We start from the raw sequence: 24,542 nt of genomic DNA, 5'->3' as shown, positions 1-24,542 counted from the left end.
AAACCACCACGCTTCGAGCATGACGCGGCAGCCCGCCCCGGGGGGGGGGGGGGGGGCCCCCCCCCCCGCCCCCCCCCCCCCCCCTGCCCGGCGGAGCCGGGTTTCCCAGGGGCGCCGCCGCCAGCCCCCGCGCCTCAAACGCCGGCGAGGCTGGGATGGGCGACCCTCGGCTTCGACCCCTCGGGGCTGTGGCCAGGCACTGGTCCCCGGCGGAGCCGGGTTCCTCCCCCAGCTACCGCTGGGAGGTGCCCCAAGGGGCTCCGCCCCAGACCCCGCGCCTCAAACGTCGGCGAGGCTGAAGTTGCGCACCCCCCGCTACGAAACCGGAGGCGGGCTCGTTTTGCCCCCCGCGGCAAACGGTGGGTGCGCCTCGGCAGCCGCGGAGGCTTGGCGCCCGCATGGTGGCGGGGCCGGGGCGAGCCGGAGGCGGCTGGGGGCGGCCTCCGGCTTGGCGGGGTCAGGGGCCCGGGACTCGGGATTCCGGGAGCGGGTCCGGGGCCGGGTGGTGGTCCGTGGGGACCCGCCGGCGGCGGCGGTGCTTCAGCAGCGCCCACGGCCCACGGGCGGCGGAGACCTCCGTACCGGCCTGCCCGGCGGCGGCCGACGCGGCCTTGGCCACGGGCAGCATGTCCTCGTCTCGGGACACCTCCAGCCGGTCCGATTCCGGCCACAGGGCGAGGGCGGCGCACACCGTGGGCAGGATGGCCATGGCCGCCGTCGCGTACCCCTCCGCCGAGGGGTGGTACGAGTCCGGCCCGAACATCTCCCGCGGGTTCGCCGCGAACTCCGGCCCCAGCAGGTCGCCCATCGAGATGGTCCGCGCGCCCAGCGCGACCACCCCTATCGTCTGGGCGGCGGCCAGCTGCCGCGACACCCGCCGCGCCAGCCACCGCAACGGCTGGTACACCGGCTCGATGGTGCCCAGGTCCGGGCAGGTCCCGACCACCACCTCGCACCCCGCCAGCCGGAGCCGCCGCACCGCCGAGGTCAGGTGCCGCACCGACTGCGTGGGCGGCATCCGCCGCGTCACGTCGTTGGCCCCGATCATGATCACGCAGACGTCCGGGGGCGGCCCGGTACCGTCCAGCAGCAGCCCGGTCTGCCGGTCGAGGTCGTCCGACATGGCCCCGGACAGCGCCACGTTCCGCAGCTCCACCGGCCGCTCCGCCACCGCCGCCAGCCCGGAGGCCAGCAGCGCGGCCGGAGTCTGTCTCGCCCGGCGCACGCCGAGCCCCGCGGCCGTGGAGTCGCCCATCATGGCGAGCCGCAGCGGCCCCGGCCCCGGATTCGGCGCCGGCCCGCCGAACTCACTCCCGTACAGCCCGTCCGCACGCGGCGGGTCCCCCAGCCCGGTGCCGACCGTCCGCTTCGCGAACTGGACCTCGGCCAGCACCAGACCGACGGCGGCGACCCCGACCAGTCCGAGCCCGCCTCCGCCGTACGCCGCCCCCGCCGCGATCCGGCGGGCCGTCCTTGCCCTGGACACCGTGCAAGCCACCTCCTGGTCTTGTTGACCTTCCTGCCCCGTACTGCCCGTCGGCCAATCCCTTTCCCGCTTACTCTGGCGGTGCCTCCCGGAGAACCCGTGGAGTCCTGTCCCTGGAGAACATGGTGCAATTCCACGACTCGATGATCAGCCTCGTCGGCAACACCCCGCTGGTGAAGCTCAACCGTGTGACCGAAGGCCTGCAGGCCACCGTCCTTGCCAAGGTCGAGTACTTCAACCCCGGCGGCTCCGTGAAGGACCGGATCGCCGTCCGGATGATCGAGGCCGCCGAGCAGAGCGGTGCCCTCAAGCCCGGTGGCACCATCGTGGAGCCGACCAGCGGCAACACGGGCGTAGGACTCGCCATCGTGGCCCAGCAGAAGGGCTACAAGTGCATCTTCGTGTGCCCCGACAAGGTGTCGCTCGACAAGATCAACGTGCTCCGTGCCTACGGCGCCGAGGTCGTGGTCTGCCCGACCGCCGTCGACCCGGAGCACCCCGACTCGTACTACAACGTGTCCGACCGCCTCGTCCGCGAGACGCCGGGCGCGTGGAAGCCCGACCAGTACAGCAACCCCAACAACCCCCGTTCGCACTACGAGACGACCGGTCCCGAGCTGTGGGAACAGACTGAGGGGAAGATCACCCACTTCGTCGCCGGCGTCGGCACCGGCGGCACCATCTCGGGCACCGGCAACTACCTGAAGGAGGTGTCCGGCGGCAAGGTCAAGGTCATCGGCGCCGACCCCGAGGGCTCGGTCTACTCCGGCGGCTCCGGCCGCCCGTACCTCGTCGAGGGCGTCGGCGAGGACTTCTGGCCGACCGCGTACGACCAGAACGTGGCCGACGAGATCATCGCGGTGTCCGACAAGGACTCCTTCCAGATGACCCGCCGGCTGGCCAAGGAGGAGGGCCTCCTCGTCGGCGGCTCCTGCGGCATGGCGGTCGTCGCCGCGCTGCGCGCCGCCGAGGGCCTCGGCCCGGACGACGTGGTCGTCGTGCTCCTCCCGGACAGCGGCCGCGGCTACATGAGCAAGATCTTCTCCGACGAGTGGATGGCCGGCCACGGCTTCCTGGAGGAGGCGGGCCCCGCTGCGCGCATCGGCGACGTCCTCGCCGACAAGGAGGGCGACATGCCGTCCCTGGTGCACATGCACCCCGAGGAGACCGTCGGCGAGGCCATCGAGGTGCTGCGCGAGTACGGCGTCTCGCAGATGCCGGTCGTCAAGCCCGGCGCCGGCCACCCGGACGTGATGGCCGCCGAGGTCGTCGGCTCCGTGGTGGAGAAGGAGCTGCTGGCGGCGCTGTTCGCGCAGCGGGCCGCGCTGAGCGACCCGCTGGAGAAGCACATGAGCGCGCCGCTGCCGCAGGTCGGCTCCGGCGAGCCGGTCTCCGACCTGATGGCCGCGCTCGGCGAGGCCGACGCGGCGATCGTCCTGGTCGAGGGCAAGCCGACCGGTGTGGTGAGCCGTCAGGACCTGCTGGCGTTCCTCGCGAAGAACGCCAAGTAGCCCGCCCCGAAGGGCCGGGAGCCGCGCACGGGCGCCGGCCGGCTCCCGGCCCTTCGCGCAATCGGTACGGGGCCGTCATGTCGCGGCAGCACCGGCTTAACACGCCTGGGGCACAGTGGTGGTTGTCGGCAGGGGCGAGGGCCCCGGCCGGCACCACCGAACGGCGTTGGCGTACCTCCGGAGCGGCTCCCGGACCGCGTGAACGCCCGTGGACGCGGACGGCCCTGACCCGGCCCGTGTCCCTCGCGGGGACCGCCGTCGTCCCGCCCCTCGCGCACCCGAGGGTGCGGCGGTCCCCGCGTCCCACCCCTTCCCGCTACCGCTACCGGTCCCGGTCCCGGGCCCCGTACCGGTCCCGGAAGGGTAGGCCCTTGCGCGCTTGGACGAAGTTCACGCCGAGGATCCCGGCCCAGGCCACCACCAGGCCCTCCAGGCCCGCCTGTGCGGCCCCGATCGCCGAGAGCGGGATCGCGAGCACCAGCGTGACCACCGCGAACCCGAACCGCTCGCCGAAGCCCGCATCGAACGCCGGGGCGCCGCCGCGGCCCCCGCGACCGGCGGCCAGGCGCTCCTCGGCCAGCCGGCGCCGCACCTGGGTGTCCACCTTGTCGACGAACGAGTCCACGAGCGCCGCCTCGTACTCCGGCCCGAGCTCCCGCCGGGCTTCGAGGGTCGCGTCGAGTTCCTTCTTCAGCTCACGGGCCTCCATGCGGCCACGGTAGGAAGCGGCGGGCGGCGAGGCACTGGGGCTAGCCCCCGTGTCTCCCCGTGCCTCCCGCGTCCCGAAGATCGGGCCGCCGCTTGCCGTCCTGCATAACCGCATGCAGAGTGCTCGGTGTCTGAATACGTACGGGGACGGAGGGGTCGGGATGAGCGACAGCCCGGCAGCGCGGCTGCAGAAGCTGTTCGAGGGGCACCGGCTGACGCCCACCCAGCGGCGGATCGCCCACTGCATGGTGCGGGGGGCGACGGAGGTGCCCTTCCTGTCGAGCGTGGAGCTCGCCGAGCTGGCGGGGGTGAGCCAGCCGTCGGTGACGCGGTTCGCGGTGGCGCTGGGCTTCGACGGGTACCCGGCGCTGCGCCGGCACCTGCGCGAGGTGGCGCCGGCCGAGCGGGCCGAGGCCCCGCGGGAGGCCGCGGCGTACAACGAGTACCAGCAGGCCGTCCAGGGCGAGATCGAGAACCTGCGGCAGCTGGCCGAGATGCTCGCCGACCCCGCGCCGGTGGAGGAGGCGGGCCGGCTGCTCGCCGGGTCGCGCCCGCTGCCCGTGCTCGGCCTGCGGGCGGCGTCCTCGCAGGCGCGCGGGTTCGCGTACTTCGCCGCCAAGGTGCACCCGGACGTACGGCTGCTCGACGAGGGCGGCTCGATGCTCGCCGACCGGATCGACGCGGCCGCCGGGGCCGGTGCCTCGGCGCTGCTGTGCTTCGCGCTGCCGCGGCATCCGCGGGAGGTGGCGGAGGCGCTGGAGCACGCCAAGGGGGCGGGGCTGAGGGTGGTGACGGTCGCGGAGTCGCCGTTCGCGCCGGTCGCGCGGTACTCGGACCTGCTGATCCCGGCGCCGGTCGGGACCGGGCTGGCCTTCGACACGGCGTGCGCGCCGATGCTGCTGGGGCGGGTGCTGCTGGAGGCGATGGCCGATGCGCTGCCGGACGCGCAGGCCCGCCTGGAGGCCTTCGACGCCAGGGCCGCGGCCCGCGGGCTGTTCGTGGAGTGACACCGGCCCGCCTGGGCCGACCCGGCTCCGCCGGGCACCGGGCTCTGCCCGGACCGGCGCCTCAATCGCCGGCGGGGCTGGATTTGCCGGGCCCTGGCTTCGAGGGCCGGCGGCCGTTCGGGCCTGTTCCTCAACGCCGAGGGCCGGCAAAGACCAGCCCCGCCGGCGGTTGAGGCGCGGGGATTGGGGCGGCGCCCCAGGAGCCCAGCCGGCTCTGTCGGCGCCTGGGGCGGGGGCCGGGCATTGCGCCCGCGCCAGCTGGGGCCGGACGGGTCACAGCAAGGGGTCCGGGGTGGTGGCGCCGGCCTCTGTGGCGATTTCGGACAGGGTCTGGGGGCGGCGGGTCAGGGTGAAGTGGACCTTGCCCGAGGCCGTCGTGGTGAAGCCGTGGATCGGGGGGCGGGGGAGGCTGTTGTAGCCGTAGTGGGCGGTGAAGAAGTACGCCCCGGTGTCCGGGACGGCGATCAGGTCGCCCGGGGCCAGCTCCGGCAGCTCCCGGGCGGTGGCCAGCAGGTCCCCGGCGAAGCACGCAGGCCCGGCGATGTCCTGGGCGACGGGCGGGCCCGTCTTCGGGGCGCCCTTCGCGTCGTACGGCAGGATCCGCAGCGGCCACGCCGCCGGGGCGTAGACCGTTCGGGTGGCCAGCTGCACGCCCGCGTGGGTGAGGGCGATCGGGCGGCCGCCGGTCGTCTTGGTGTACTCCACCCGGGACACCACCAGGCCGTGCTTCGCCAGCAGCGAGCGGCCGAACTCCGTCACCAGGCCGTACGAGCCGTCGAACAGTCCCGGGACCGCCGCGCGGAGGGCGGCGACGTACTCCGCGTACGTCGGCGTGTGCTCGTCCGAGGCGAAGTTCACCGGCAGGCCGCCGCCGATGTCGAGCGTGTCGACCTGCCGCCGGCCAGCCGCCGCGTTGATCTCCTCGGCCAGGGCGTGCACCTCCCGCACGCCCTCGGCGATCAGCGCCAGCGGCACGCCCTGCGAGCCCGAGTGGGTGTGCAGCCGCGTCAGCCACGGCCGGTCCAGGTAGGCCCGTACCAGCCACTCCCGCGCCCCCTGATCCCGCAGCGCGATCCCGAACTTCGAGGTCGCCGTGGCCGTGGACAGGGCGTCGATGGCGCCCGCGCCCGTCTGGGGGTTGATCCTTACGCCGATCGGGGAGGCGGGAGGGCCGGGCGGCCCCGCCGCCACCAGGGCGTCCAGCCGCTCCAGCTCCTGGCGGTTGTCCGCGTTGACGGCGATCCCGAGGGCGAGGGCCTCGCGCAGTTCGGCCACCGTCTTGGCGGGGGAGTCCAGGACCGTCCGCGCAGCCGGCACCCCCGCGGCCCGCGCCAGCGCCAGCTCGCCGGGGCTGGCCACCTCGCAGCCCAGCCCCGCGTCCGAGAGCAGCCGCAGCACCGGCACCAGCGGCGCGGCCTTGACCGCGAAGGCGTGCAGGACGGGCGTGCCGGGTGCCGCGGCGGCCGCGAACGCCGCCGTCAGCGCGGCCGCGGAGTCCCGGATCCCGGCGGTGTCCAGCAGGCAGACCAGCGGCGGCGCGGCGTCCGACCCGCCCACCAGGCCCTGCTCGACGGCGGCCCGTACGGCCAGGTCCCGCCGCTCGGCCGCCTCCGGCCCGTGCCCTGTCCCGTCAGCCCTGCCAGCGCTGTCAGCCATGTTTGCCATCCCATCATCCGGCGCGCCCGCCCGCAGCTGTTGACTGAATCTATTCAGGCGGCGAGGATGTGAATGGAATTACCCACAGCGTTTGGAGGCAGCGCCATGTCAGGACCCCGCCCCGTACGGGCCGCGCGAGGCACCGAGCTCAGCACCCTGGGATGGCAGCAGGAGGCCGCCCTGCGGATGCTCCAGAACAACCTCGACCCCGAGGTCGCCGAGCACCCCGACAAGCTCGTCGTCTACGGCGGCACCGGCAAGGCCGCCCGCGACTGGCGCTCCTTCGACGCGATGGTCCGCACCCTGCAGACCCTCAAGCAGGACGAGACCATGCTCGTCCAGTCCGGCCGCCCGGTGGGCGTGATGCAGACCCACGAGTGGGCCCCGCGCGTCCTGCTCGCCAACTCCAACCTCGTCGGCGACTGGGCCAACTGGGAGGAGTTCCGCCGCCTGGAGCACCTCGGCCTGACCATGTACGGCCAGATGACCGCCGGCTCCTGGATCTACATCGGCACCCAGGGCATCCTCCAGGGCACGTACGAGACCTTCGCCGCCGTTGCCGCCAAGAAGTTCGGCGGCACCCTCGCCGGCACCATCACCCTCACGGCCGGCCTCGGCGGCATGGGCGGCGCCCAGCCGCTGGCCGTCACCATGAACGACGGCGTCGCGATCTGCATCGACTGTGACCCCCGTGCCATCGAGCGCCGCATCGAGCACCGCTACCTCGACGTCAAGGCCGACAGCCTGGCGCACGCCCTCCAGCTCGCCACCGAGGCCCGCGACCAGCGCAAGCCGCTGTCCATCGGCCTCCTCGGCAACGCCGCCGAGCTGCTCCCGCAGATGCTCGCCGAGGGCGCCCCGATCGACATCGTCACCGACCAGACCTCGGCGCACGACCCGCTGTCGTACCTGCCGATCGGCGTCGACTTCGACGACATGGCCTCCTACGCGGCCAAGGACCCGGCCGGCTTCACCACCCGCTCCCGCGAGTCCATGGCCAAGCACGTCGAAGCCATGGTCGGCTTCATGGACGCCGGCGCCGAGGTCTTCGACTACGGCAACTCCATCCGCGGCGAGGCCCAGCTCGCCGGCTACGACCGTGCGTTCGCCTTCCCCGGCTTCGTCCCGGCCTACATCCGCCCGCTGTTCTGCGAGGGCAAGGGCCCCTTCCGCTGGGCGGCCCTGTCCGGCGACGCGGCCGACATCGCCAAGACCGACAAGGCGATGCTCGACCTCTTCCCGGAGAACGAGTCCCTGGCCCGCTGGATCAAGATGGCCGGCGAGCGCGTCCACTTCCAGGGCCTGCCCGCCCGTATCTGCTGGCTCGGCTACGGCGAGCGCGACAAGGCCGGCGAGCGCTTCAACGACATGGTCGCGAGCGGCGAGCTGGCCGCCCCGCTGGCCATCGGCCGCGACCACCTCGACTGCGGCTCCGTCGCCTCCCCGTACCGCGAGACCGAGGCCATGCTCGACGGCTCCGACGCCATCGCCGACTGGCCGCTGCTCAACGCCATGGTCAACGTGGCCTCCGGCGCCTCCTGGGTCTCCATCCACCACGGCGGCGGCGTCGGCATGGGCCGCTCCATCCACGCCGGCCAGGTCACCGTCGCCGACGGCACCAAGCTCGCCGGCGAGAAGATCCGCCGCGTCCTGACCAACGACCCCGGCATGGGCGTCATCCGCCACGTCGACGCGGGCTACGACATCGCCGAGTCGGTGGCCGCCGAGCGCGGCGTCCGCGTCCCGATGCGCGAAGGTGACCCGGCGTGACACCGTCCAGCGACACCGGCGCGGGCGAGGCGCCCCGGGGCTCCGCCCCGGGCGCCCGCCCCGCCGACCCCGCCGGCGCCGGGGGCACGTCCCCCGGCGCCGGCGTCCGGGGCGGGGCCCCGGCGAACGGCGCACGTGCGGGGCAGGGGCAGGGTCACGCCTCCTCCTTCCACAGCATGTGGGCCGAGCTCGCCCCCATCGGCCGCCACGCGGACAGCGGCGGGTACCGCCGGTTCGCGTGGACCGAGGCCGACCGGGAGTGCCGGTCCTGGTTCCGGGCCGAAGCCGAGCGGCGCGGCCTCACGTACGAGAGCGACCGCAACGGCAACCAGTGGGCCTGGCTGGGCGACCCGCTCGCCGGGGACGCCGTCGTCACCGGCTCCCACCTGGACTCCGTGCCCGACGGCGGCGCCTTCGACGGCCCCCTCGGCGTGGTGTCCTCCTTCGCCGCCCTGGACGAGCTGCGCGCCCGCGGCGCCGAGTTCACCCGGCCGCTCGCCATCACCAACTTCGGCGACGAGGAAGGGGCCCGCTTCGGCCTCGCCTGCGTCGGCTCCCGCCTCAGCGCCGGGCAGCTGACCCGGCAGAAGGCGTACGAGCTGCGCGACGCCGACGGTACGAGCCTGCCCGAGGCCATGGAGGCCGCCGGGTACGACCCCGAGGCGATCGGGCCCGACCCCGAACGCCTCGCCCGCATCGGCGCCTTCGTCGAGCTGCACGTCGAACAGGGCCGCGCCCTGGACCTGTCCGGTGACGCGGTCGGCATCGCCTCCGCCATCTGGCCGCACGGCCGCTGGCGGTTCGACTTCCGCGGCGAGGCCAACCACGCAGGCACCACCCGCCTCGTCGACCGCCGCGACCCCATGCTCACGTACGCGGAGACGGTCCTCGCCGCCCGTACGGAGGCGGCCCTCGCCGGCGCCGTCGCCACCTTCGGCAAGATCGCGGTCGAGCCGAACGGGGTCAACGCCATCCCCTCCCTCGTACGGGGCTGGCTCGACTCCCGCGCCGCCGACCAGGCCACCCTGGACACCGTGGTCACCGCCATCGAGAAGGCCGCCCGCGAGCGCGCCGACAAGGACGGCATCGACCTCTCCGTCGTCCGGGAGTCCTTCACCCCGGTCGTGGAGTTCGAGCACGCCCTGCGCGACGAGATCAACCGGCTCCTGGGCGGGGCCGTCCCCGTCCTCGGCACCGGAGCCGGACACGACGCCGGAATCCTTTCCGCCGCCGTCCCGACCGCGATGCTGTTCGTACGCAACCCCACGGGCATCTCGCACTCCCCGCGGGAGTTCGCCCCCGAGGACGACTGCGTCGCCGGCGTCCTCGCCCTCGCCGACGTCCTGGAGGGCCTGGCATGCCGCTGACGTACTGGCTGGAGCACGCCTGGCTCGGCAGCGCCGTCGAGCCGGGCGTGGCGGTGGAGATCTCCGGCGACGGGCGGATCGCCGCCCTGCGCACCGGTGTCGACGCCCCGCCGCCCGGCGCCGAGGTGCTGCGCGGCCTGACCCTGCCGGGCCTGGCCAACGCCCACTCGCACGCCTTCCACCGGGCGCTGCGCAGTGAGGTCCAGGTCGGCTCGGGCACCTTCTGGACCTGGCGCGAGGTCATGTACGGCGTCGCGCAGAACCTCACGCCCGACAGCTACTTCGCGCTCGCGCGGGCCGTGTACGCGGAGATGGCGCTGGCCGGCATCACCAACGTCGGCGAGTTCCACTACGTCCACCACGCGCCCGGCGGCACCCCGTACGCCGACCCCAACGCCATGGGCGAGGCGCTGATCGAGGCCGCGGCGGCCGCCGGCATCCGCATCACCCTCCTCGACACCGCCTACCTGTCCTCCGGCTTCGGCGAGGCGCCGAACGAGCACCAGCGGCGCTTCTCCGACGGCACCGCCGAGGCCTGGGCCGAGCGGGTCTCGGCCCTGAAGCCCCGCGAGCACGCGCTGATCGGCGCTGCGATCCACTCCGTGCGGGCCGTGCCGGCGGGCCAGCTGGCCGCCGTGGCCGACTGGGCCGCGCAGCGGCACGCCCCGCTGCACGTCCACCTGTCCGAGCAGACCGCCGAGAACGACGCCTGCCGGGCCGCGCACGGCTGCACCCCGACCGAGCTGCTCGCCGAGCACGGCGTGCTCGGGGCGCGGACCACCGGGGTCCACAACACGCACCTGACCGACGGGGACATCGCCCTGCTCGGAGGCTCGGCCACCGGTACGTGCATGTGCCCGACCACCGAGCGGGACCTCGCGGACGGCATCGGGCCGGCCGGGCGGCTCCAGCAGGCGGGCAGCCCGCTGTCGCTGGGCAGCGACAGCCATGCCGTGATCGACCTGCTGGAGGAGGCGCGGGCCATGGAGCTCAACGAGCGCCTGCGCAGCCGGACGCGGGGGCACTGGACGGCCAACGCCCTGCTGGCCGCGGCCACCGCCGACGGGCATGCGGCCCTGGGGCGCCCGGACGCGGGCCGCCTGGAGCCTGGTGCCCTGGCGGACTTCACCACGGTGGCCCTGGACTCGGTCCGGACCGCCGGGCCGCCGCCGCGGCTCGGTGCCGAGACGGCCGTCTTCGCCGCCTCGGCGGCCGATGTCCGGCATACGGTGGTCGGCGGCCGCCACGTGGTCCGCGACGGCCACCACACCCTGGTCGCCGACGTCCCGTCAGCCCTCGCCGAAGCCATAGCGGCCCTCCGCCCCTGACCCAGTCCCCCACCCCACCCCTTCCCGCTGTGCCGGATGTGCGGCTCCGCCGCGTGGCGGGCTCCGCCCCGGCCCCCGTTCCGCGCGCTTCGCGCCCGGTGCGCTCAAACGCCGCGCGGGCTGGATTGTGCCGCTGCGCGGCACCATCCAGCCTCGCCGGCGTTTGAGGCGGGCAGGGGCCGGGGCCGCAGGCCACGGTTTCGGGAAGGGGCGGGGTGGGGGAGAGACCCCGAGAGGAACCCATGACCACCACCCTCATCACGAACATCGGCAGCCTCGTCACCAACGACCCCGCCCAGGGCGACGGCAGCCCCCTCGGGCTGATCAAGGACGCCGCCGTCGTCCTCGACGGCGACACGGTCGCCTGGGTCGGCGCAGCCGCAGAGGCCCCGGCGGCAGACACCGCCTTCGACGCGCAGGGCCGCGCCGTGATCCCCGGCTTCGTCGACTCCCACTCCCACCTCGTCTTCGCCGGCGACCGCACCGCCGAGTTCAACGCCCGCATGTCCGGCCGCAGCTACTCCGCCGGCGGCATCCGCACCACCGTCGCCGCCACCCGCGCCGCCTCCGACGCCGAACTGGAGGCCAACCTGGTCCGCCACCTCGACGAGGCCCGCCGCCAGGGCACCACCACCTTCGAGACCAAGTCGGGCTACGGCCTCACCGTCGCCGACGAGGCCCGCGCCCTGCGCATCGCCTCCGCGCACACCGAGGAGGTCACCTACCTCGGCGCGCACATCGTCTCCCCGGACTACGCCGCGGACCCGGCCGGCTACGTCGACCTCGTCACCGGCGAGATGCTGACCGCCTGCGCCCCGTACGCCCGCTGGGTGGACGTCTTCTGCGAGAAGGGCGCCTTCGACGGCGACCAGGCCCGCGCCATCCTCACCGCCGGCGCCGCCGCCGGCCTGATCCCGCGCGTCCACGCCAACCAGCTGTCCCACGGCCCCGGCGTGCAGCTCGCCGTGGAGCTCGGCGCGGCCTCCGCCGACCACTGCACCCACCTCACCGACGCCGACGTCGACGCCCTCGCCCAGGCCGCCGGCACCACCGTCGCCACGCTCCTGCCGGGCGCCGAGTTCTCCACCCGCGCCCAGTGGCCCGACGCGCGCCGCCTGCTGGACGCAGGGGTGACCGTCGCGCTGTCCACCGACTGCAACCCGGGTTCCTCGTACACCAGCTCCATGCCGTTCTGCATCGCCCTCGCGGTCCGGGACATGGGTATGACGCCCGACGAGGCCCTCTGGTCGGCCACCGCCGGCGGCGCCCGCGCGCTGCGCCGCGGCGACATCGGCGTGCTCACCGTCGGCGCCCGCGCCGACCTGGCCCTGCTGGACGCCCCCAGCCACGTGCACCTGGCCTACCGGCCGGGCGTACCGCTGGTGTCGGCGGTCTGGCAGCGGGGCGTACGCGCCGCCTGAGCCCCGGCAACCGGGGCCCGGGGGCCCGGAATTCCCGCCCCCGATCCCGCGCACGCCTTTGTCTTCCCCTTGCAGGGCCCCGGGCGTACCTTGAGCCACCGATCTGATGTGTCGTCAGTAACTTGTGGCCCCGAGGGGAAGACGAAGGTGTCCAACCGGAAACGCTCCACCGCGCTCGTGCTGGCGGCCTCTGCGCTGGCCGGACCGGCGCTGCTGCTCGCCGCCCCCGCGGCCCGTGCCGATGTCGTCGACGTCGCCTACGACTGCAAGACGCCCATCGGCGACAAGTCGGCGGTCTCGCCGATCGACATCAAGTCCGTCGAGGAAGGCGACGGCTACAAGCTGACGATGTCCTTCCAGAAGGGCGTCTCCTCCAGCCCCATCGAGCTCGGCAAGGGCGCGATGAACCCCAGCGCCGTCATCGCGGTGGACGGCGCGGAGAAGACCACGGTCCCCGTGTCGGGCCCGCCCAACGCCGAGGCCGCCCCCGCCAACACCCCCATCAAGATCAGCGACCTGTCGGGCACCTACACCCCGAAGAAGAGCGGCAAGGTCACCTTCACCGCGGGCGTCCTCACCATCAAGGCCATGGGGACCACCACCACCTGCACCCCGGGCAACAACCCCAAGCCCTCCCTGGAACTGGACGTCACGGCCGCCGCCCCCGCCGGGAGCCCCGCGGGCGGCGATACCCTCCCGCAGACCGGCCCCGCCGACTCCGCCCTCGCGCTCGGCACCCTCGGCGGCACCGTGCTGCTGACCGGCGCCGCCGGCGTGCTCTGGCTGTCCCGGCGCAGCCGCCAGGCCCGCACCTGAACGGAGCCCCGGCCATGCCCGCGCTCCACCCCCGCCCCGCCCGCCCCGCACGCGCCACCGCCGACGCCCGTCGGCCCGCCCCGCTCACGCTGCTCACGCTGCTCACCGTGCTCGCGCTGCCGGCCCTGCTGCTCTTGCTCGCCGCCGCGCCCCGCGCCGCCGCCGACGACGGGCCCGCCTGGACCGCCGAGCCCGCCGCGGGCACCGCCGCAGCCGCCGCCCGCCCGTCCTTCTACCTCGCCGGCCCCGCCGGGACCGTCCTGGAGGACCGGCTGGCCCTGGCCAACCCCTCCGACCGGGAGCGCACCGTCACCCTGCGCGGCGCCGACGCCTACAACACGCCCGGCGGGGCCCTCGCCGTGCACCCCGCCGCGGGCTCCACCGGCGCCGGCTCCTGGATCAGTTTCGGCGCCGCCACCACCGTCCGCGTCCCGCCGCGCAGCCGCGCGGTCGTCCCGTTCACGGTCACCGTCCCGCCCGGGGCCGCGCCCGGGGACCACCCAGCCGCCGTGGTCGCCGCCGAGGCCGGCCGCGAGGTGGGCGTACGGGTCGACCTGCGCGTCGGGGGCCCGACGCTGGCCGCGCTGACCGTCGAGGACGTCTCCGTACGCGGTACGGGCGCCCGCACCGAGATCGCGTACACCCTGGTCAACCGCGGCAACGTGGCCCTGGCCCCCGGGCTTGCCCTGGGCGCCGAGGGCCTCTTCGGCCGGGTCCCCGGCCGCGCCGCCCACCCCCTGCCGGTGGAGCTGCTGCCCGGCCAGCGGGTCCGGCTGACCGAGCCATGGCCGGGCGCGCCCGCCCTCGGCAGGGTCGACCTGACCCTCACCGCCACCGCGCCGGGCGCCGCCCCGGCCACCGCCACCGCCTCCGCCTGGCTCCTGCCCCGGTGGGCCGCCGCCGTCGCCGGCGCCGTCCTGCTCGCCCTCGGCGGGCTCGCCGCGGCCGCGCGGAGGCTCGTACGCAGTCGGCGGCAGCGGCCCGGCCCGCCGCCGGACGGGGCCCCGGCCGCCCCCGTACCGCCGGCGTCGCCCGCGGCCGCGGACGACCGCGCACCCGACCACGAGCTGACGGGAGCATCCACGTGATCGGCAAGCTCAGGGCCCTCGTCGCGGCCGGGCTGGCGGTGTGCGCCCTCGCGCTGGGCCCGGCAGCGGGCGCCGGCCCGGCTGCGGCCCCGGCCGCCGCCGACGAGGGCAAGCCCGCCGTGGCCCTCTCGCTCCAGGAGGCCGCGAAGGGCACCGAGCTCACCGTCACCGGCACCGGCTGGCGCCCCAAGACCCTCGTCATGCTGCTGATCTGCGGCCAGAACATGATCGGCGGCACCAACAGCTGCGCCAACGCCGACGGCGCCGCCGTCTCGGTCGGCGACGACGGGCACTTCTCGGGCCGGCTCGCCGTGGTGGCCCCGCCCAAACCCTGCCCGTGCATCGTGAACGCCACCTCCGTCAACGGCGACCAGTCCACCGTCGCCACCCCGCTGAAGATCACCGACCATCCGGTGGCCGAGCTGCCCGCCGAGTCCGGCGCGCCGCGCCTGGCCATGCTCAGCGGGGCCCGCCTGACCGGCGGGGACGGCATCCTGACCTGGTTCGGCGCCCCGGCCCACCGCACCTTCACCGTCACCGTCGGCAACCTCGGCACCGCCCCGGTGAAGGACCCCGTCTTCCAGCTCGGCACCGCACACGGCGTGTTCGCCCCGCTGTGGGACGAGGTCCGGTGGAAGGGCACCATCCCGCCCGGCGGCAAGGCGGAGGTCCGGCTCGGCGTCGGCCTCACACCCGGCGCCCACGGGGACTACACGGTCTCCCTCAAGTACGGCGACACGGTCGTGGCCACCCAGCCCTGGGGCGTGGACCGCCCGTACGGGGTGCTCGTCTTCTGGGGCCTGCTCCTGCTGGTGGTCCCCGCCGGGCTGTTCCGGGTCGGCATGGCCGTCGTCGACCGGGTCCGGCCGCGGGCCGCCCCGGCCGGGGGTCGCCACCGGGGCCCGGCGGAGGAGGACGAAGGCCCGGCCGGGCCCTCGCAGACCACCACGGCGGTCCTGCCGTGGTTCACATCGCCCCAGGCGTCCGCACCGTCTGAGAGCAGTCCGACGACGAAGGGACATTCGTGAAGACCCAACGGAGGGTGAGTGCGGCCGCGGCCGCGCTGCTGCTCGGCAGCGCGGGCATCCTGCTGGGGGCGGGCCCCGCCCAGGCGGCCGAGGTCTCCTACAAGGTGGAGTGCATTCCGCCGGCGGGCGGCGGCGGCCCCGTACAGGGCACGACCACGGTGTCGATCACCGCGCCCGCCACCGCCAAGGTCGGCGACGAGGTGGAGGTGGTCTGGAAGACCGTCAAACCCGCCTCGAACAACACCGACCTGATGGACCTGGGCAAGGACACCGTCAAGCCGACCGGCTGGGTGAAGCTCGGCGGCGCGCTCGGCTCGGAGGTCAAGCTGGAGGGGGAGCGGAAGAACCCGCCCATCCCGAAGAAGGCCCCCATGGTCATGTCCGACATGAAGGGGAAGGTCAAGCTGACCAAGGCGGGGGACGTGACGATCACCCCCGGCAAGTACGACGTGGACTTCAGCGGGTTCATCACGCACTGCTCGCCCAAGGAGGCGCCCGGCGTGGCCGCGACGATCAAGGTCACCGAGGGCGGCGGCACCACGGGCGGCTCGACGACCGGCGGCTCGACGACCGGAGGCGGCACCACCACGGGCGGCTCGACGACCGGCGGCGGCAGCACCACCGGCGGCTCGACCACCGGCTCGACCACCGGAGGCACCGGAGGCACGGGCGGCACCGGCGGCCAGACCGACTTCCCCGGCAAGCCCGTCGAGGTCTCCTTCGACTGCGGGGCGGTGGTCCCGAACGGGATCAAGACCCCGGTGACGATCAACGCCAAGAAGAACGGCGGCGCCTACGAGCTGACCGTCAAGACCGCCAAGGGCGCGATGGCCAGCCCCATGGCCCTGCCGGCCGGCGCCCTGAAGCCCTCGATGAACATCAAGCTCGGCGGCGCCGACAGCGGCACGGTCAAGGTCACCGGCCCGGCCAACGCCGAGCCCATCCCGGACAAGGCCCCGGTCAGCCTGAGCGACATGACCGGGACCTACACCCCGGGCAAGACCGGCAAGGTGACGCTGAGCCCGGACCAGCTGACGATCGACGTCACCATGGCCCCGGGATCCACGCCGATCAACGTGCCGTGCAAGGCGGTCAGCAGCGGCGTCTCCCTGGAGCTGGACACCACCGCCCAGCCGGGCGGCTCCGGCTCGCCCACCACCGGCGGCGGCTCGGCCGGCTCCGCCGCGGGCGGCCTCGCCGAGACGGGCGCCGCGGACGAGGGCGGCATCACGGCCCTCGCCCTCGTCGCGGGCACGGTGATCCTCCTCGGCGCCGCGGTCTTCACCTTCACCCCCTGGCGCCGCCTGCGGGGCGGCAGCCCCCGCTGACGCCGGCCAACTCGGTAGGGCCTGTGGCCGCCCTGATCGGGCAGGCCACAGGCTCCTGCTCGGGTTCTCTTCCGAGACCCGCGGCGCCTGAGCGACGGCCGGTGAACTGAAATTCTGCCCCGGTGAACTCGGGGCGGATTGGGTCGACCTTTCGGGGGAGGGGTGTTCGGTGCCTCCACTTCGAAGGCGTTCCTCTCCTCGCCGGTCCTTGAAGCGGAACGGCCCGACGCACCTTTCTGGTGTGTCGGGCCGTTCCGTTCGGGCGGGGTGGGTCAGTGAACCTCTCCCATTTGTTCCTTGACCTTCTTGCGGTACATGAAGACCGCGAGGGCTGCCAGGCATGCGAGGAGCGCCTCGATCGCGACGGCGCCCGTGCCGTTCAGGTCCACACCGAACACGGCCGGGTCGGACAGGAGGCTGGTGATGGAGTCACCGGCGGTGACCGCCAGGAACCAGACGCCCATCATCTGCGAGGCGTACTTCGCCGGCGCCATCTTCGTGGTGACCGACAGGCCGACGGGGGAGATGCACAGCTCGCCGACCGTCTGGATCAGGTAGATCCCGACCAGCCACATCGGGCTGACCAGCTTGCCGTCCGTAGCCATGGTGACCGGTGCCAGGAAGAAGAAGAACGAGACGCCGATGAAGAACAGGCCGGCGGCGAACTTGCCGACCGTCGACGGCTCCTTGCCCTTGCGGTTCAACCACACCCAGATCCAGGCGAAGACCGGGGCCAGCGCCATGATGAAGACCGGGTTCAGAGACTGGTACCAGGATGAGGGGAACTCGAAACCGAGCAGCGAACCGGAGGCCTTGGTCTCACCGAAGGACTGGACCGTCGAGGCGCCCTGGTCATAGATCATCCAGAAGACGGCGGCAGCGACGAAGAACCAGATGTAGCCGCTCATCTTCGACTGCTCGGACCGGGTCAGGTCCTTGTCCCGCTTGATGCGGATCAGCACGCCGGCCGGGACGATCAGGCCGATCACGGTCAGCGGGATCGTCGCCCACGCCTTCGTGAACATGCCGGCCATGCCGACGGCGGTGTAGAAGAGGGCGACAACCGCAACCGTGATGGCGATCTTGCGGATCCAGGAGGCACGCTCCTCGGCCGACAGCGGCTTGGGGACGACCGAGCTGACCGGGTTCAGGTTCTTGGTGCCCAGCAGGAAGGCGGTCAGGCCGATGCCCATGCCGACGGCGGCCATGGCGAAGCCGAGGTGCCAGTTGACCTCCTGGCCGACGGTGCCGATGATCAGCGGCGCGAAGAAGGCACCGGCGTTGATGCCCATGTAGAAGATCGTGAAGCCGCCGTCACGGCGCGGGTCGTCCGCGTCCTTGTACAGCTGGCCGACCATCGTCGAGATGTTGGCCTTCAGCAGACCGGAGCCGATCGCGACCAGGGCCAGACCGATGAAGAACGTCGCGCCGCCCGGGAGGGCCAGGACGATGTGGCCGGACATGATCGTCAGGGCCGCGATCGTCACCGTCTTGCGGGGACCCCAGACGCGGTCGCCCAGCCACCCGCCCGGCATGGCGAGCAGGTAGACCATGGAGACGTAGATGGAGAACACGGTGATCGCCGTGCCCTCGTCCATCGCGATGCCGCCGCTTTGGCTGCCGGCCTTGGCGTCCGGGCCGCCTGACAGCAGGTAGACGAGGAGAAGTGCCTTCATGCCGTAGAAGCTGAAGCGCTCCCACATCTCGGTCATGAACAGAGTGGCCAGGCCACGGGGGTGGCCGAAGAAGGTCTTCTCGGCGGACTGAGCCGCCGAGTCCTTCGTCAGGCTGGAAGCCATGGTCGTTCCTTGCTTGGTCGTGACGCTCCGCTTCGTGAGCTGATCAGCGCCCGGTGGGGGGTGGCCGGCACCGGCGACGGGGCTCCCACCCCACGCCCTGGGGTCTCACCCGCACGCGTGCGGGTCAAGGGAGGTCCGTCACCGGGATCCACGCCCCGGCACGCGTCTTCGCGAGCGGGGCCCGGCCCACAGGTCATTCACTGTCACCGAGGTCGATCGGGGAAGTCGTCAAGACCCCTAGATCGATCCGGACAGAATTGAGACCTTCGGCTCGGATTTCGGCCAGAAGGTCTCGGAGGTAGTGCATCAGGCGTCTCGCCACCATACGACACGACCGTGGAGCATATGAAAGGACTTGAGAGATGGATCACAGGCGATCCGGGAACCGTTTCGACACTTTCGAAGGCACCCTTCGGGCATAAGACCAGATAGGCAGGGGTGCGCCAGCATGCCCCTGCGCATCGCCGCCGCGGACTACCATCACCCACATGACGCGTGTACTGCTCGCCGAGGACGACGCATCCATCTCGGAACCACTGGCCCGCGCACTGCGCAGGGAGGGGTACGAGGTCGAGGTACGGGAGGACGGCCCGACCGCCCTGGACGCGGGACTGCAGGGCGGCGTCGACCTCGTCGTCCTGGATCTGGGCCTGCCGGGCATGGACGGCCTCGAGGTCGCCCGCCGGCTGCGCGCCGAGGGCCACGGCTTCCCCATCCTCGTGCTCACCGCCCGCGCGGACGAGGTCGACACCGTGGTCGGCCTCGACGCCGGCGCCGACGACTACGTGACCAAGCCCTTCCGCCTCGCCGAACTGCTGGCCCGCGTCCGCGCCCTGCTGCGGCGCGGCGCCAACGAGGCCACCCAGGCCCCCGCCACCCACGGCGTGCGGATCGACGTCGAGTCGCACCGCGCCTGGATGGGCGAGGAGGAGCTCCAGCTCACCGCCAAGGAGTTCGACCTGCTGCGGGTCCTGGTCCGCGACGCCGGCCGCGTCGTCACCCGCGACCAGCTGATGCGCGAGGTCTGGGACACCACCTGGTGGTCCTCCACCAAGACCCTAGACATGCACATCTCCTGGCTCCGCAAGAAGCTGGGCGACGACGCCGCCAACCCCCGCTACATCGCCACCGTCCGCGGCGTCGGCTTCCGCTTCGAGAAGAGCTGAGCAGCAACTCCCGCCATGCGCCGCCGCCTGATCAACTCCACGCTCGCCGTGGTGCTCGTCGTCATCGCCGTGTTCGGCGTCTCCCTCGTCATCGTGGAGACCCGGACCATCACCAGCAGCGCCCAGGACCGCATCGAGTCCGAGGCGCTGCGCCTGGTCGGCATCGTCGAGTCCAACGTCCTGGAGCACAAACCGGTCGACTCCGAGGCACTCGCCGAGCAGCTCGACATCGGCCGGTTCGCCCGGATCACCATCCCCGGGCAGCCGCCCGTGGAGGTCGGGGAGAAGATCCCCGACAGCGTGATCCGGGGCACCGCCAAGGGCGAGCAGGGCGAGCTCGTCGTCGTCGAGGAGTCCCGCTCCACGGTGACCCGGGAGGTCGGGCGGACCCTCGCCGTGGTCGGCGCGGTGGCGCTGCTCGCCGTCGTGGCGGCCGTACTGCTCGCCGTACGCCAGGCCAACAAACTGGCCTCCCCGCTCACCGACCTCGCCGAGACCGCCGAGCGGCTCGGCTCGGGCGACCCGCGGCCCCGCCACCGCCGCTACGGGGTCCCCGAGCTGGACCGGGTCGCCGACGTGCTGGACTCCAGCGCCGAGCGGATCGCCCGCATGCTCACGGCCGAGCGGCGCCTGGCCGCCGACGCCTCGCACCAGCTGCGCACCCCCCTCACGGCCCTGTCGATGCGGCTGGAGGAGATCGCCGTCACCGACGACCTGGGGACCGTACGCGAGGAGGCGAGCATCGCCCTGAGCCAGGTGGAGCGGCTCACCGACGTGGTCGAGCGGCTCCTGACCAACTCGCGGGACCCGCGGACCGGCTCCGCGGTCCCCTTCGACCTGGACGAGGTCGTCAAGCAGCAGGTGGAGGAGTGGCGGCCGGCCTACCGCAGCGCCGGCCGGGCCATCGTGCGCTCCGGGAAGACCGGCATGCGGGCCTTCGGCACGCCCGGCGCGGTCTCGCAGGTCCTGGCGACCCTCGTGGAGAACGCCCTCATGCACGGCGGCGGCACCGTCGCCCTGCGCACCCGGGTGATCGGCAACCAGGCGGTGCTGGAGGTCACGGACGAGGGACCGGGCGTACCGCCGGACCTCGGCAACCGGATCTTCGAGCGGGCGATCAGCGGCCGCAACTCCACCGGGATCGGCCTGGCCGTCGCCCGGGACCTCGCCGAGGCCGACGGGGGCCGCCTGGAGCTGCTGCAGGCGCAGCCGCCGGTCTTCGCGCTGTTCCTGAGCCGGACCAAGCCGGAGCGCCCCGAACCGGAGGAGACCGTCCGCTGAGCCCTGGGCCCTGAGCCCTGAGCCGCTGAGCCCGGCGGCTACTTGCCCGCGGGCTCGGGCTCCAGAGCGGGTGCGGGCGCAGCCGCCGGCAGGGCCTTGAAGACCCACGTCCGGTACGACCAGAAGCGGAACACGGTCGCCGTGCCGATGCCGATGAACTTGAACACGTTGGTGGCGAGCCGGCCGTCCCAGCCCAGCCCGTACGTGGCCGCGTACAGCACGCCGTTCTCGATCACGAGCCCGATCAGGCTGAACGCCACGAACAGCGGCAGCTCGCGCGAGCTGCCGCTGCGCGCCCGGTCCCGGTAGGTGAAGTACCGGAAGCCGATGTAGTTCGTGATGATCGCCACGACGGTGGCCATCACGCTCGCCCGGACCACCTGGAGGTCCGTCACGTGGCGGATGAGGTTGAAGACGCCCAGGTTGACGAGCACGCCCAAGCCCCCGACGGCCCCGAACTTCGCGATCTCGCGGGCCAGGCCGCGTACGCGTTCGGCGAGGACGGAAACCTGCTGCGGCATGGTCATGTGCTGGATCAGTCCGTTCGTCCCTGTACGTCGCCGCCCTCCGGGAGGGCGCCCTCGCATCTGCGTCTCCACGCCGACCCCACCCATGCTAGATGTCGGCCCCCGACCCGTCTGTGCGTTTACACACCGTGCGACGCACAGCACACAGGGAGGTTGCGACGAGTCGCCGCCAGGGTCACGTCCGGATGGCGGAATACCGCCGGATACTCTGGAGGGGTGACGTTCCCGGTAGTCGGCATGGTCGGCGGCGGTCAGCTCGCCCGCATGACCCACGAGGCGGGCATCCCCCTCGGCATCAAGTTCAAGATCCTCAGTGACACTCCGCAGGACTCGGCGGCCCAGGTCGTGAGCGACGTCGTCATCGGCGACTATCGCGACCTGGAGACGCTGCGCGCCTTCGCACGCGGCTGCGACGTGATCACCTTCGACCACGAGCACGTACCCACCGAACACCTCAGGGCCCTGGAATCGGACGGCATCCCCGTCCGTCCGGGGCCCGACGCTTTGGTGCACGCGCAGGACAAGGGGGTGATGCGCGCCAGGCTCGACGAGATCGGCGCGCCCAGCCCCCGCCACCGGATCGTCGCCGATCCGGCGGACGCGGCGGCCTTCGCCGCCGAGGTGGGCGGCTTCCCCGTCATCCTCAAGACCGTCCGCGGCGGCTACGACGGCAAGGGCGTGTGGTTCGTGCGGTCCGCGGAGGACGCGGAGGCCCCCTTCAAGGCGGGCGTCCCGGTCCTCGCGGAGGAGAAGGTCGACTACGTCCGCGAACTTGCGGCGAACATCGTCCGCTCCCCGCACGGCCAGGCCGTCGCCTACCCGGTGGTGGAGTCCATCCAGGTCGACGGCGTCTGCGACACCGTGATCGCGCCCGCCCCGAACCTCTCCGAGGAGCTCGCGGGCGAGGCCCAGTCCCTGGCCCTGCGGATCGCCAAGGAACTCGGCGTGACCGGCCACCTGGCCGTGGAGCTGTTCGAGACCACCGACGGCCGCATCCTCGTCAACGAACTGGCCATGCGCCCGCACAACAGCGGCCACTGGACCCAGGACGGCGCCGTCACCTCCCAGTTCGCCAACCACGTCCGCGCGGTCCTGGACCTCCCCCTGGGCGACCCGCGCCCCCGGGCCCGCTGGACCGTCATGGCGAACGTGCTCGGCGGGGACTACCCCGACATGTACGCGGGGTACCTGCACTGCATGGCGCACGACCCGCAGGTGAAGATCCACATGTACGGCAAGGACGTGAAACACGGCCGCAAGGTCGGCCACGTCAACACCTACGGCGACGACCTGGACGATGTGCTGGAGCGCGCACGCCACGCAGCCGGCTACCTCAGAGGAACGATCACCGCATGAGCACCTCGAGCACCCCCGTCATCGGCATCGTCATGGGCTCCGACTCGGACTGGCCGGTCATGGAGGCCGCCGCCCAGGCCCTCGACGAGTTCGAGATCCCGTACGAGGTCGACGTCGTCTCCGCACACCGCATGCCGCGCGAGATGGTCGCGTACGGAGAGCAGGCCGCCGACCGCGGCCTGAAGGCGATCATCGCCGGCGCGGGCGGCGCGGCCCACCTGCCCGGCATGCTCGCCTCCGTCACCCCGCTGCCCGTCATCGGCGTGCCCGTGCCGCTGAAGTACCTCGATGGCATGGACTCCCTGCTGTCGATCGTCCAGATGCCCGCCGGGGTTCCCGTCGCCACCGTTTCAGTGGCCGGAGCGCGCAACGCCGGGCTGCTGGCCGTACGCATGCTGGCCGCCCACGACCCCGAGCTGCTCGGCCGCATGCGCGACTTCCAGCAGGAGCTCAACGAGCAGGCCACCGAGAAGGGCAAGCGGCTGCGGGCCAAGGTCGCCGGCGCGGAGTCCTTCGGGTTCGGCAAGTGAGCGCCGCGGACGTGAGCGCCGCGGACCGGCTCGCCGAGGCCCGGGCCCTGCTCGCCGAGCACCCGGTCGTCGACGGCCACAACGACCTGCCCTGGGCCCTGCGCCAGCAGGTCCGCTACGACCTCGACCGGCGCGACCTCGCCGGCGACCAGTCCGGCCACCTGCACACCGACATCCCCCGGCTGCGCGCCGGGGGTGTCGGCGCCCAGTTCTGGTCGGTGTACGTCCGCTCCGACTACACGGGCGACCAGGCGGTCAGCGCCACCCTGGAGCAGATCGACGCCGTCGACCAGCTGATCGACCGCTACCCGGCCGACCTGGTACGGGCCCTGACGGCCGACGACATGGAGGCCGCCCGCGCGGACGGGCGGATCGCCTCGCTCATGGGCGCCGAGGGCGGCCACTCCATCAACAACTCCCTCGCCACGCTGCGGGCCCTGCACCGGCTGGGCGTGCGGTACATGACGCTCACCCACAACGACACCATCGACTGGGCCGACTCGGCGACCGACGAGGCCCGTCACGGCGGCCTGACGGACTTCGGGCGCGAGGTCGTGCGCGAGATGAACCGCCTGGGCATGCTGGTGGACCTCTCGCACGTGGCACCGACCACGATGCGGGACGCCCTGGCCGTCTCCTCCGCCCCGGTGATCTTCTCCCACTCCTCGGCCAGGGCGGTCTGCGATCACCCGCGCAACATCCCCGACGACGTCCTCGCGCAGCTGCCGGGCAACGGCGGGGTGGCCATGGCCACGTTCGTCCCGAAGTTCATCCTCCCGGCCGCGGTCGAATGGACCCTCGCCGCCGACGAGAACCTGCGGGCCCACGGCTTCCACCACCTGGACACCACGCCCGAGGCGATGGCCCTGCACCGGGCCTTCGAGGCCGAGCGGCCCCGGCCGGTGGCCACCGCCGCCACGGTCGCCGACCACCTCGACCACATGCGGGAGGTCGCCGGCGTCGACCACATCGGCATCGGCGGCGACTTCGACGGCACCGCCTTCACCCCGGCCGGGCTCGACGACGTCGCCGGCTACCCGAACCTGATCGCGGAGCTGCTGGCCCGGGGTTGGTCCCGTGCCGACCTGGCGAAGCTGACCTGGTCGAACGCGGTCCGAGCCCTCCGCGACGCGGAATCCGTGGCCCGCGCCACAACCCGCCGCCCCTCCAACGCCACCCTGCCCCCCACCACCTGACCCGCCGATTCCAGCCCCGCCGGCGTGAGGCGCGGGTCCGGGCGGAGCCCGGTGCCCGGCGGAGCCGGGTTCCTTGGGGCGCCGCCCCAGACCCCGGGGGGGGCGCGCCGGCGGGGGGGGGGGGGGGGGCCCCCCCGATGGGAAGCGGGGGGGGGGGCGGAGGAGGGGGGGGC

General features: G+C 73.4%; 20 protein-coding genes. 15 read left to right on the top strand and 5 right to left on the bottom strand.

Annotated elements, in window-relative coordinates:
* Nucleotides 1-457: 457 nt before the first annotated feature.
* Nucleotides 458-1,486, bottom strand: a complete 1,029-nt coding sequence (locus tag AB0F11_RS33265) for an SGNH/GDSL hydrolase family protein (RefSeq protein ID WP_362181944.1) — start codon at nucleotides 1,484-1,486, stop codon at nucleotides 458-460.
* A 125-nt stretch (nucleotides 1,487-1,611) separates the two neighbouring features.
* On the opposite strand from AB0F11_RS33265, the gene AB0F11_RS33260 reads away from it, so the two are divergent.
* Entirely contained in the window at nucleotides 1,612-2,997 is a 1,386-nt protein-coding gene (locus AB0F11_RS33260) for a cystathionine beta-synthase (RefSeq protein WP_362181952.1), read from the top strand.
* Between the two features lie 322 nt (nucleotides 2,998-3,319).
* Here AB0F11_RS33260 and AB0F11_RS33255 read toward each other — a convergent pair whose 3' ends face one another.
* Nucleotides 3,320-3,706 carry a hypothetical protein gene (locus AB0F11_RS33255; RefSeq protein WP_362181941.1) on the bottom strand — a complete coding sequence of 129 codons (387 nt, stop codon included), beginning with the start codon at nucleotides 3,704-3,706 and terminating at the stop codon, nucleotides 3,320-3,322.
* Nucleotides 3,707-3,866: 160 nt separating this feature from the next.
* On the opposite strand from AB0F11_RS33255, the gene AB0F11_RS33250 reads away from it, so the two are divergent.
* Nucleotides 3,867-4,712, top strand: a complete 846-nt coding sequence (locus tag AB0F11_RS33250; protein ID WP_362181939.1) for a MurR/RpiR family transcriptional regulator — start codon at nucleotides 3,867-3,869, stop codon at nucleotides 4,710-4,712.
* A 273-nt stretch (nucleotides 4,713-4,985) separates the two neighbouring features.
* Here AB0F11_RS33250 and AB0F11_RS33245 read toward each other — a convergent pair whose 3' ends face one another.
* Nucleotides 4,986-6,368, bottom strand: coding sequence for a diaminopimelate decarboxylase (locus AB0F11_RS33245; protein ID WP_362181936.1), 1,383 nt, complete (start codon nucleotides 6,366-6,368; stop codon nucleotides 4,986-4,988).
* A gap of 105 nt (nucleotides 6,369-6,473) precedes the next feature.
* On the opposite strand from AB0F11_RS33245, the gene hutU reads away from it, so the two are divergent.
* The 8 genes from hutU to AB0F11_RS33205 all read left to right on the top strand — a co-directional run bounded on the left by hutU (nucleotide 6,474) and on the right by AB0F11_RS33205 (nucleotide 16,514).
* Entirely contained in the window at nucleotides 6,474-8,138 is a 1,665-nt protein-coding gene (gene hutU, locus AB0F11_RS33240) for a urocanate hydratase (protein ID WP_362181933.1), read from the top strand.
* A 176-nt stretch (nucleotides 8,139-8,314) separates the two neighbouring features.
* Nucleotides 8,315-9,505 (top strand): allantoate amidohydrolase, encoded by a 1,191-nt coding sequence (locus AB0F11_RS33235; RefSeq protein ID WP_362181949.1) that lies wholly within the window; start codon nucleotides 8,315-8,317, stop codon nucleotides 9,503-9,505.
* Nucleotides 9,496-10,833: a formimidoylglutamate deiminase gene (locus AB0F11_RS33230; RefSeq protein WP_362181930.1), complete on the top strand. Its 1,338-nt coding sequence runs from the start codon at nucleotides 9,496-9,498 to the stop codon at nucleotides 10,831-10,833. Before AB0F11_RS33235 ends, AB0F11_RS33230 begins: the two co-directional genes overlap by 10 nt.
* A gap of 242 nt (nucleotides 10,834-11,075) precedes the next feature.
* Nucleotides 11,076-12,254: an imidazolonepropionase gene (gene hutI, locus AB0F11_RS33225; RefSeq protein WP_362181927.1), complete on the top strand. Its 1,179-nt coding sequence runs from the start codon at nucleotides 11,076-11,078 to the stop codon at nucleotides 12,252-12,254.
* 147 nt (nucleotides 12,255-12,401) lie between these two features.
* The gene (locus AB0F11_RS33220; protein WP_362181924.1) at nucleotides 12,402-13,070 is read left to right on the top strand and encodes an LPXTG cell wall anchor domain-containing protein; all 669 of its coding nucleotides are present in this window, start codon (nucleotides 12,402-12,404) and stop codon (nucleotides 13,068-13,070) included.
* 14 nt (nucleotides 13,071-13,084) lie between these two features.
* On the top strand, nucleotides 13,085-14,158 hold the full coding sequence (locus tag AB0F11_RS33215) for a hypothetical protein (protein WP_362181921.1): 1,074 nt from the start codon (nucleotides 13,085-13,087) through the stop codon (nucleotides 14,156-14,158).
* A complete protein-coding gene (locus AB0F11_RS33210) occupies nucleotides 14,155-15,186 on the top strand; it encodes a hypothetical protein (protein ID WP_362181918.1) in 1,032 nt (343 codons plus the stop codon). Before AB0F11_RS33215 ends, AB0F11_RS33210 begins: the two co-directional genes overlap by 4 nt.
* Nucleotides 15,183-16,514 (top strand): hypothetical protein, encoded by a 1,332-nt coding sequence (locus AB0F11_RS33205; RefSeq protein WP_362181915.1) that lies wholly within the window; start codon nucleotides 15,183-15,185, stop codon nucleotides 16,512-16,514. The genes AB0F11_RS33210 and AB0F11_RS33205 overlap by 4 nt, the downstream gene beginning before the upstream one ends.
* Before the next feature lie 272 nt (nucleotides 16,515-16,786).
* Here the strand turns inward: AB0F11_RS33205 and AB0F11_RS33200 are convergent, their stop codons facing one another.
* A complete protein-coding gene (locus AB0F11_RS33200) occupies nucleotides 16,787-18,313 on the bottom strand; it encodes an oligopeptide:H+ symporter (RefSeq protein WP_362181912.1) in 1,527 nt (508 codons plus the stop codon).
* Nucleotides 18,314-18,801: 488 nt separating this feature from the next.
* On the opposite strand from AB0F11_RS33200, the gene AB0F11_RS33195 reads away from it, so the two are divergent.
* Both AB0F11_RS33195 and AB0F11_RS33190 read left to right on the top strand, forming a co-directional pair.
* Nucleotides 18,802-19,479, top strand: a complete 678-nt coding sequence (locus tag AB0F11_RS33195) for a response regulator transcription factor (RefSeq protein ID WP_099891841.1) — start codon at nucleotides 18,802-18,804, stop codon at nucleotides 19,477-19,479.
* 15 nt (nucleotides 19,480-19,494) lie between these two features.
* Entirely contained in the window at nucleotides 19,495-20,760 is a 1,266-nt protein-coding gene (locus tag AB0F11_RS33190; RefSeq protein ID WP_362181909.1) for an ATP-binding protein, read from the top strand.
* Between the two features lie 38 nt (nucleotides 20,761-20,798).
* Here the strand turns inward: AB0F11_RS33190 and AB0F11_RS33185 are convergent, their stop codons facing one another.
* Nucleotides 20,799-21,287: a GtrA family protein gene (locus AB0F11_RS33185; RefSeq protein ID WP_362181906.1), complete on the bottom strand. Its 489-nt coding sequence runs from the start codon at nucleotides 21,285-21,287 to the stop codon at nucleotides 20,799-20,801.
* Between the two features lie 216 nt (nucleotides 21,288-21,503).
* On the opposite strand from AB0F11_RS33185, the gene AB0F11_RS33180 reads away from it, so the two are divergent.
* The 3 genes from AB0F11_RS33180 to AB0F11_RS33170 are packed head-to-tail and all read left to right on the top strand — an operon-like array spanning nucleotide 21,504 to nucleotide 24,369.
* Complete coding sequence (locus AB0F11_RS33180) at nucleotides 21,504-22,643, top strand: 5-(carboxyamino)imidazole ribonucleotide synthase (RefSeq protein WP_362181903.1); 1,140 nt, start codon at nucleotides 21,504-21,506, stop codon at nucleotides 22,641-22,643.
* Nucleotides 22,640-23,173: a 5-(carboxyamino)imidazole ribonucleotide mutase gene (gene purE / locus AB0F11_RS33175; protein WP_362181900.1), complete on the top strand. Its 534-nt coding sequence runs from the start codon at nucleotides 22,640-22,642 to the stop codon at nucleotides 23,171-23,173. The genes AB0F11_RS33180 and purE overlap by 4 nt, the downstream gene beginning before the upstream one ends.
* A gap of 11 nt (nucleotides 23,174-23,184) precedes the next feature.
* A complete protein-coding gene (locus tag AB0F11_RS33170) occupies nucleotides 23,185-24,369 on the top strand; it encodes a dipeptidase (protein WP_362181946.1) in 1,185 nt (394 codons plus the stop codon).
* The last annotated feature ends 173 nt before the right edge of the window (nucleotides 24,370-24,542 follow it).

Origin of the sequence: Streptomyces sp. NPDC032472 (assembly GCF_040636955.1) — a bacterium.
GTDB lineage: Bacteria > Actinomycetota > Actinomycetes > Streptomycetales > Streptomycetaceae > Streptomyces.
The sequence above is the reverse complement of the archived record's forward strand: the minus strand, read 5'-3'. Positions and strand labels throughout refer to the sequence as shown.